We start from the raw sequence: 8,139 nt of genomic DNA on the forward strand, positions 1-8,139 counted from the left end.
TGGTTGGCCTTTTTATCTTTTGAGCTGAAAAGCCCTGCCTCTTAGACGGTGGTAGTGTTCACTCCAACCACCTTTCGATATTTTGAAGATACAGGTGCCTGAGCATCTGTGAGACGGGGCCGGGCCTGCCTTTTCCTATGATTGTCTTGCCAACCTTCACTACCGGCATTACTTCCTTTACGCTCCCGGTTATGAAAAATTCCTCCGCTTCGGGCAGTTCATCCATTCTGGGGCATCGCTCTATAACGACGAAACCTGCCTCCTTCGCCACCTCAATGACCATGTTTCTCATGGTTCCTGCCAAGACCCTGCTTGTGGGAGCAGTTATTATCTCCTTGCCTTTGACCATAAAGGCGTTGCTGTGGGATGCCTCTGTTATTTCACCGTTGGGGCAGTAGAGAACCTCTGCGGCCTCTGGATCTTCCCGAAGTGGCAGGTATCCTTGCAAGTAGTTTATGCTTTTTATGTGGGGTAAGGGCCTTTCCATGTCTATGGGTAGAAGCTTTATCCCTTCCTTGTAGAGCCTCTCATCAGGTGGATTTAAGGGTTCGAAAAACACAAAAAATCTTCCCTTTGGGAATTGCCCGCCCATCTCTATATCGCCACCAGTTAAGTATGGCCTAGCTCTTGCGTCTTCCTCGAAGCGGCTCAACCCCTCTCGGATTATTTCGTTCATCTCCTCCATTGTTAGGGGCATGTTTATGCCGCATCTTTGTGCTGATTCCTTCAGGCGTTCGAGGTGCATAGAAAGGGCCATGGGGCGTCTGTTGTACGTTCGTATAGTCTCGAAGACTCCTACCCCTCTTTGTACTGACAAATCTGTTACGGGGATATATGTCTTGTGGGGGTCGGTATATTTCCCATTCATGTAGCAAAAGCGCATGATACTGCCTCCCTCTTACTTTCGAATGAATAATATGATAGTATACAACAAAAACTTGCAAATTAGCACATTGTATCTCAATTGTAGTGATTTTAGTTTATAATAAACCTGTTTTGGATGTTTTAGTATATGGAGGAGGTTGAGAGTATGGGTTTGGTTTATATTGACGGCAAGTTTGTGCCCAAGGAGGAAGCAAAGGTCTCGGTTTTCGACCATGCCTTTCTTTATGGAGACGCGGTGTTCGAGGGGATCAGAGCATATAACGGTAGAGTGTTCAGGCTGGAGGAGCACATAGATAGGTTGTATGACTCGGCAAGGGCAATTTGGCTCGAGATACAGATCCCCAAGAAGGAAATGATGGAGATAGTAGCGGAAAGCTGCAGGAAGAACAACCTCAAGGATGCCTATATTCGCTTGGTGGTAACAAGAGGTGTGGGAGATTTGGGACTTGACCCCCGCAAGTGTCACGGCAATGCAAGTATAGTATGTATAGCCGACAAGATCGCCCTCTACCCTGAGGAGTTTTATGAAAAGGGTCTCAAAGCCATTACCGCTGCCACTAGAAGGAACTATGGTGAGGTCTTGGCTCCCCAGGTCAAAAGCAACAACTACCTTCCCAACATAATGGCCAAGATAGAGGCTATAACTGCAGGTTGCTTGGAAGCCATATGCATGAGCAGGGAAGGGTTCGTAACCGAGGGTACAGGGGACAACATCTTCATCGTGAAGGACGGAACCCTGAAGACACCTCACCCGGCGGTGGGAATCCTTAAGGGTGTAACCAGAAAGGCCATAATGGAACTGGCAGAGCAGGAAGGAATTCCAGTAGAGGAAACCTTCATGAACCGTTTCGATGTATATACCGCCGACGAGATATTCTTCACCGGAACGGCAGCGGAAGTGATTCCCGTTGTGGAAGTTGACTCCAGGAAGATAGGTGACGGTGTGCCTGGTCCGATAACCAAGAAGCTCCGTAGTTTGTTCATGGAGCTCGTCAAAAAAGAAGGTTATCCTATATAATAGTTAAAAAGCGTTTTATATTCCGCAATTGGTCCGAAATACGATTTCAAGACACGTCAGAGCACTTACGCAGTTAAGGGCGGGATATCTCTACTCCCGCCCATTTACTTGTCATGCAAATGGAGGAGTGGGGAGTATGGCTTTTCAGATTTTGGCTATCAATCCAGGGTCCACCAGCACTAAAGTGGCATGGTTCAAGGATGAAGAAAAGGTTTGGCAGGAATCCATATCCCATGATCCCGAGGAAATTGCCTCTTTCCAGTCGGTTGCAAGCCAGTATGAGTATAGGTTGACAACGGTACTTAAGGTTGTTGAGGAAAAAGGAAGCAGCCTGGAGGAGCTGTCGGCAGTGGTAGGAAGAGGAGGCATATTGGATCCCATACCGGGGGGTACGTATAAGGTGGATGACCTTATGCTGGAACACCTTAGGAGAGGAAAGCCTTGGGAACACGCATCGAATCTTGGAGGTATATTGGCTCATTCTATAGCTTCAGAGAGGGGAATACCGGCTTTCATAGTGGATCCTGTGGCGGTGGACGAATTAGATGACATATCCAGGATAACAGGTCTTCCAGAGCTTCCCAAAAGATCTTTGGCCCATGCGTTGAACGTCAAGGCCACGGTTAGAAAAGCGGCGAAAGATCTGGGGAAGAAATGGGATGAGTTGGACGTTATAGTGGCTCACCTTGGCGGAGGCATTACGGTATGTGCCCATACGGGGGGGCGCATGGTGGATCTTAATAACGCAAACGAGTTCGGCCCGTTCTCCCCGGAGAGAGCGGGAGGAGTGCCTGCAGGTGATCTGGTCAGGCTTTGCTTTAGCGGAGAGTATACCATGCAGGAGATACGGAGAAAACTGGTAGGCAGTGGGGGCTTGATGGGCTACTTGGGGACAAGCGACGTAAGGGAAGTGAAAAAGCGCATAGCGGAAGGAGATCAAAAGGCTCTCTTGGTCTACAGGGCCATGGCCTTGCAAGTTGCCAAGGAGATAGCATCGTACGCTGCCACGCTCAAGGGGAAGGTGGATGCTATCTTGATAACCGGCGGAGTAGCGCACGACAGCGATTTCGTCGCCCTTGTCCAGGAACGGGTGCAGTGGATCGCGCCTGTTTTGCGATATCCTGGTGAGGATGAGATGAGAGCTCTCGCAGAAGGAGCACTAAGGGTGCTCAGAGGTGAGGAAGAGCCTAGGATTTACGGTGATTCCATAAAAAGGCGGGAGGCGTAAAAAGTGTCCTTTAAAGATTTGGAGTTTTTGATTTCTGAAAGCAAGGCTGGGAGAAAGATGCGCTTGGCTGTAGCGGCAGCTCAAGGGATTGATGTGCTTGAGGCAGTTTGGGATGCTGCTAGAGAAGGAGTAATTGAGCCTGTGCTCTTCGGTGACCTGGAAAAGGTGGATGCCTACGCCGCTGAGCTAGGCATCGATGTGTCCAATTTCGAGAGGGTGCCCTGTTCCTCCGAGGGTGAAGCAGCAGAGAAGGCAGTCAAGGCCGTTTCTTCGGGAGAGGCAGACCTCCTGATGAAGGGAAACGTCAAGACTGCTACTTTGCTCAAGGCGGTCTTGAACAAGGAGTGGGGCCTCAGGACGGGAGCCATGTTGTCTCACCTTTTCCTCTTTTACATCCCCAAGCTGGGAAGGGTGGTATCCCTGACCGATGGAGGCATGACCATGTATCCCGACTTGAACACGAAAAAAGCCCTCATAGAGAACGCGGTTTCCTGCTATAGGAAGCTTGGCGTAGACTGCCCCAAGGTGGCTGTGTTGGCAGCGGTGGAAGTGGTCAACCCTGATATGCCCTGTACCCTTGATGCTGCAGCATTAAAACAGATGAACCTTCGTGGCCAGATAAAGAACTGTATAGTAGACGGACCCCTTGCCTTGGATAACGCCATAAGCGAGGAATCGGCAAGGCATAAGGGCATAGTATCGGAAGTGGCAGGCAAGGCGGACATACTGCTGGTTCCTGATATAGAGGCAGGAAACATGGTGGGCAAGGTCATGATGTACATGGCTGGAGGGGTTGGCGCCGGAGTTATTTTGGGGGCTAAGACTCCTATAGTTTTGACGAGCCGGTTCGATTCTGCGGCGACCAAATTGCGCTCTATAGCTTTGGGGGCTGTTTTGGCCAGTAGATAAGTAAGTCTCAATAGATATTTGGCTATATTTTGATAATATATTGTTTCGTAAATAAATTACATTTTACTAAGGAGGTCCTGTAAATGAAACAGATCAAGTCCCTTGTAGAGCTTCTTGCATACGCGAAGGAAGTAGGTCCCAAGAAAATTTCCGTGGCACTGGCAGAAGACCCAGAGGTGTTAGAGGCCGTTGAAAATGCCAGGAAAGAAGGCATTGCAGAGGCATTCCTGGTAGGCAACGCAGACAAGCTCAAGGAAGTGGCCGATTCTATGGGCGTAGATTTGAGCAACTACGAAGTGGTGGACGTAAAAGGCAGCCAGAACGAGGTCAGCCTTGAGGCCGTTAAGCTGGTTTCCTCCGGCAAGGCAGACATACTGATGAAGGGCATGATTTCCACGGCTAACTTCCTCAGGGGAGTGCTTAACAAGGAAGTTGGGCTTCGCACCGGCGGGACCCTTTCTCATGTGTACATTCATCAGGGAGAGGGTTACGATAGGCTCTTTTTCATTTGCGACCCAGCCTTCAACATGTATCCAGATCTTCCCACGAAGGTTAACATTATAAACAACACCGTCCAGCTCGCTCATGCCTTCGGCATAGAGATGCCCAAGGTCGCAGTTCTTGCGGCTGTGGAAGTGGTCAACCCCGACATGCCCTGCACATTGGATGCGGCAGCTCTCTCTCAGATGAACCGTCGTAAGCAGATAAAAGGTTGCATTGTTGATGGGCCTTTTGCCCTGGACAACGCCATAAGCGAGGAGTCGGCCAAGCATAAAGGCATAGTTTCCGAAGTCGCCGGCAAAGCGGACATCCTTCTTGTCCCTGATATAGAGGCAGGAAACATGATGGCAAAGGCAATAGTTTACTTCAGCAACAATAAGACGGCAGGACTGGTCCTTGGAGCCAAGGCCCCTGTGGTTTTGACAAGCAGATCCGATACTCCAGAGACCAAGCTCCTTTCCATAGCCTCTGCGGTTGCCCTTTCTGTGTATCAGAACAAGTAAGTGAAAGTATCCTGGAGGGCCGACGCAGAGAGCGGCCCTCTTCTTTATGAGTGGAGGGAGGAGTACCATGGCTTTCAGGATTTTGGCAATAAACCCTGGATCTACCAGCACTAAGATCGCTCTTTTCGAGGATGAACAGGAGAAATGGAGCGAGACCCAGCGTTATGATGTGGATGTATTGAGTCACTATGCTGGCATACCAGCTCAGGAACCCTTCAGGCTCAAGGAGATAAAGAAGACCCTCCAAAAACACGGCGAGGACATAACTACCATAGATGCCTTCGTCGGGAGGGGCGGGCTTCTTCGTCCCATTCCGGGAGGCACGTACAACATAAGTGAAAGGATGCTCGAAGATTTGAGGTCTTGCAAGTACGGCGCTCATGCGAGCAATCTTGGTGCACCCTTGGCTAAACATCTAGCGGATGAAGCGGGAGGTAAGCCTGCCTTTATAGTTGACCCTGTCGTGGTGGACGAGATGATAGATGAGGCCAGACTCTCGGGTCTTCCAGGCATCGACCGAAAGTCCATCTTTCATGCCCTGAATCAAAAGGCAGTGGCTAGGCGAGCTGCTGCTGAAATGGGTAAAAAGTATGAGGAAGTAAACCTCGTGGTTGCCCACATGGGTGGTGGAATTTCCGTAGGCGCCCACGAAAAGGGTAGGGTTATAGACGTAAACAATGCCTTAGATGGAGAAGGCCCTTTCTCTCCAGAACGGGCAGGTTCTCTACCTGCGGGAGAATTGGTAAAGTACGCCTTCAGCGGGAAAATAGAGATGACCGAACTTTTGAGAAAGCTCACGGGTAAGGGAGGACTTGTTGCGCACCTGGGCACCAACGATCTTAGAGAAGTGGAAAGACGCATGGATGAAAAGGACAAACACGCCGAGCTAATCTTCAGGGCGATGGCGTATCAGGTGGCAAAGGAAATAGCTTCTCGCGCTGCGGCCCTGAGTGGCAAGGTGGATCTGGTGGTTTTGACCGGAGGATTGGCCTACAGTCAGCGATTTGTAAAGGAGATAGAAGAGAGGATCTCCTTTATAGCTCCTGTGAAGGTGTACCCTGGCGAAGATGAGATGAAAGCGCTGGCGGAAGGAGCCTTACGGGTATTGAGGGGGGAAGAAGTGGCTAGGGAGTATCTAGATTGAAGACAGGCACGGTCGCAATAAAGGAAAGTTTTTTATATGGCTGGGAGGCTTTTGTTAGAAATTTCTTCTTTTTTTTGAGTTTTTTTGCCATATTCCTTTTTCCGATGCTTCTTCTGGAAGTCTATTCCAAGAACTGGAATGAGGGAAGCCTCCTGTATAATGTGGCCATGCTTTTTGGTTCCCTTTTACGAATTGTGTCGGCCATGGCGCTTTTGAGCTTGTGTCTTCACATCTTTGATAATGGAAGAGCCAGTATTGATGCCTTTAAGCATATGCTTAGGAGGTTTGTCCCTTATTTCATCGTCACAACTTTGTACGGAATGATGCTTGGTTTTGGGCTTATGCTCTTTGTGGTGCCGGGGCTTTACCTAGGGGTAATCTTTCAATTTGCCCCTTTTCTTGTATTGGACAAAGGCATGGGTCCTATTCAGGCTTTAAAGGAGAGTCTTTCCCTCACCAAGCAAGTTCGTTGGGAACTTTTTTTCTTCGATGTTCTTGTAGTATTGGCCAATTTGGGAGGGAGCCTTCTGTTTGGGGTGGGAGTGCTTATAACGGTTCCTGTAACGTTTTTGGCCATTACTTATGTTTACAGAGGTTTGTTGAATTCTAGCGGGGCTTGATAAAAAAGGTCCCGGTGGGGCGACCGGGACCACAGGCAGAGAAGAGGAGTGTGGAAGTGAGGATCTACCATCCCTTCAGGCACGGCAGTATTGCGTCGGGCACCTTGCCCTCTGCTGTGTCCTTAAAGGAGGCATCTATGATCTCAAGGGCCTCCTCCAAAAGCTGGTCTGATATATTGATCGGAGGAGCTACCCTTAGGACGTTTCCGTTCTTGCCGAAAGTTATCAATATCAAGCCCCGTTCCCATGCAGCCCAAGAAATCTTTAGGGCAGTGGCTTTGTCGGGAGTCTTTGAGGCCTTGTCAGATACGATCTCTACGCCCATGAGAAGGCCTTTTCCTCTTACGTCCCCGATGAAGGGATACTGGGACGCCTTTTCTTTGAACCACTCTTTGAGGAAAAGCCCTCTTTCTTCTGCTTTCTGCAATAAGTTCTCTTTTTTGAGGGTTTCCAGCACCGCCACTGCGGCAGCACAATTTACACTGTGTCCTGCATGGGTATAGGCAAAAAACGGGACAGGTACTGCATCCATTATCTCGGCTCGGCCTATTACGGCTCCAAGGGGCATGCCGCCTCCTAAAGCCTTTGCCGATACCACTACGTCAGGGGCTACGTCGTAGTGTTCTATAGCCCACATCTTGCCGCTTCGGCCCATTCCGGTCTGAACTTCCTCGTCTATGAAGACTATGTTCTTTTCTTCCGTGAGAGTTCTGAGGCCTTTCATGAACTCCGCAGGAGGAAATATCATTCCTCCATCTCCCTGTGCAGGCTCTATGATCACGCCAGCCACATCGCCCTGTAGGTCCTCTATCAGCTTTTCTATCTCCAGCAGGGCTTTTTGGGATAATAGGTCCGGTTCAGCATAACCATCTATGCCCCACTTGTTGCGATAAGGATCGGGATATTCAGCAAACACAATGTGTTCATCGGGACAGATGACCTTCTTGGTTTCCTGGTCTATTATCCCGGTGGCTGACAGAGAGCCGTAGGTCATTCCATGGTAGGAATGCTTGAAGCTTATTATATATTTCTTGCCAGTGAAGGCCCTGGCGGCCTTTATGGCCGAGTCCACGCTGTCCGAGCCAGAGAAACCGTAAGCCACCTTTTTGGGGAAATCGCCAGGTGTGGATTGGGTCAAAAGCTCTGCGAGCTTAACTGGTTCTTCGTTGTAGAAGTAGACGATGGTGTAGTTTTGTATCTTCTCAATGTGATTTTTCACCGCCTCTACCACCGCAGGATGACTGTGGCCTATGTTGTACACGGCCGCACTGGATAGGATGTAGATGAGCCTATATTTCGTTCCGTCTACTTTGGTAAAGTGAAAGAGATAA

The 8,139-nt window shown here is 49.5% G+C and carries 8 protein-coding genes; 6 read left to right on the forward strand and 2 right to left on the reverse strand.

The features are described from left to right. Nucleotides 1-58: 58 nt before the first annotated feature. Nucleotides 59-883, reverse strand: coding sequence for an aminotransferase class IV (locus V7Z69_RS09110; protein ID WP_334139683.1), 825 nt, complete (start codon nucleotides 881-883; stop codon nucleotides 59-61). Nucleotides 884-1,030: 147 nt separating this feature from the next. Here V7Z69_RS09110 and ilvE point away from each other — a divergent pair, with 147 nt between their 5' ends. The 6 genes from ilvE to V7Z69_RS09140 all read left to right on the forward strand — a co-directional run bounded on the left by ilvE (nucleotide 1,031) and on the right by V7Z69_RS09140 (nucleotide 6,808). Continuing rightward, complete coding sequence (gene ilvE, locus V7Z69_RS09115) at nucleotides 1,031-1,903, forward strand: branched-chain-amino-acid transaminase (RefSeq protein ID WP_334139684.1); 873 nt, start codon at nucleotides 1,031-1,033, stop codon at nucleotides 1,901-1,903. Nucleotides 1,904-2,039: 136 nt separating this feature from the next. Next, a complete protein-coding gene (gene buk / locus V7Z69_RS09120; protein WP_334139685.1) occupies nucleotides 2,040-3,131 on the forward strand; it encodes a butyrate kinase in 1,092 nt (363 codons plus the stop codon). A gap of 3 nt (nucleotides 3,132-3,134) precedes the next feature. Then, nucleotides 3,135-4,040 (forward strand): bifunctional enoyl-CoA hydratase/phosphate acetyltransferase, encoded by a 906-nt coding sequence (locus tag V7Z69_RS09125; RefSeq protein WP_334139686.1) that lies wholly within the window; start codon nucleotides 3,135-3,137, stop codon nucleotides 4,038-4,040. An 83-nt stretch (nucleotides 4,041-4,123) separates the two neighbouring features. Next, nucleotides 4,124-5,044, forward strand: a complete 921-nt coding sequence (gene ptb, locus V7Z69_RS09130) for a phosphate butyryltransferase (RefSeq protein ID WP_334139687.1) — start codon at nucleotides 4,124-4,126, stop codon at nucleotides 5,042-5,044. Nucleotides 5,045-5,111: 67 nt separating this feature from the next. Further along, entirely contained in the window at nucleotides 5,112-6,188 is a 1,077-nt protein-coding gene (buk, locus tag V7Z69_RS09135; RefSeq protein WP_334139688.1) for a butyrate kinase, read from the forward strand. A 74-nt stretch (nucleotides 6,189-6,262) separates the two neighbouring features. Beyond that, nucleotides 6,263-6,808 carry a YciC family protein gene (locus tag V7Z69_RS09140; protein ID WP_334139689.1) on the forward strand — a complete coding sequence of 182 codons (546 nt, stop codon included), beginning with the start codon at nucleotides 6,263-6,265 and terminating at the stop codon, nucleotides 6,806-6,808. Nucleotides 6,809-6,872: 64 nt separating this feature from the next. On the opposite strand, the gene V7Z69_RS09145 is transcribed toward V7Z69_RS09140, so the two are convergent. Then, nucleotides 6,873-8,139: aspartate aminotransferase family protein (locus tag V7Z69_RS09145; RefSeq protein WP_334139690.1), on the reverse strand; the 1,267-nt coding region annotated here is incomplete at its 5' end.

Source organism: Thermovirga lienii (assembly GCF_036847465.1).
In the GTDB taxonomy this organism is placed as follows: Bacteria; Synergistota; Synergistia; order Synergistales; family Thermovirgaceae; genus Thermovirga; species Thermovirga lienii.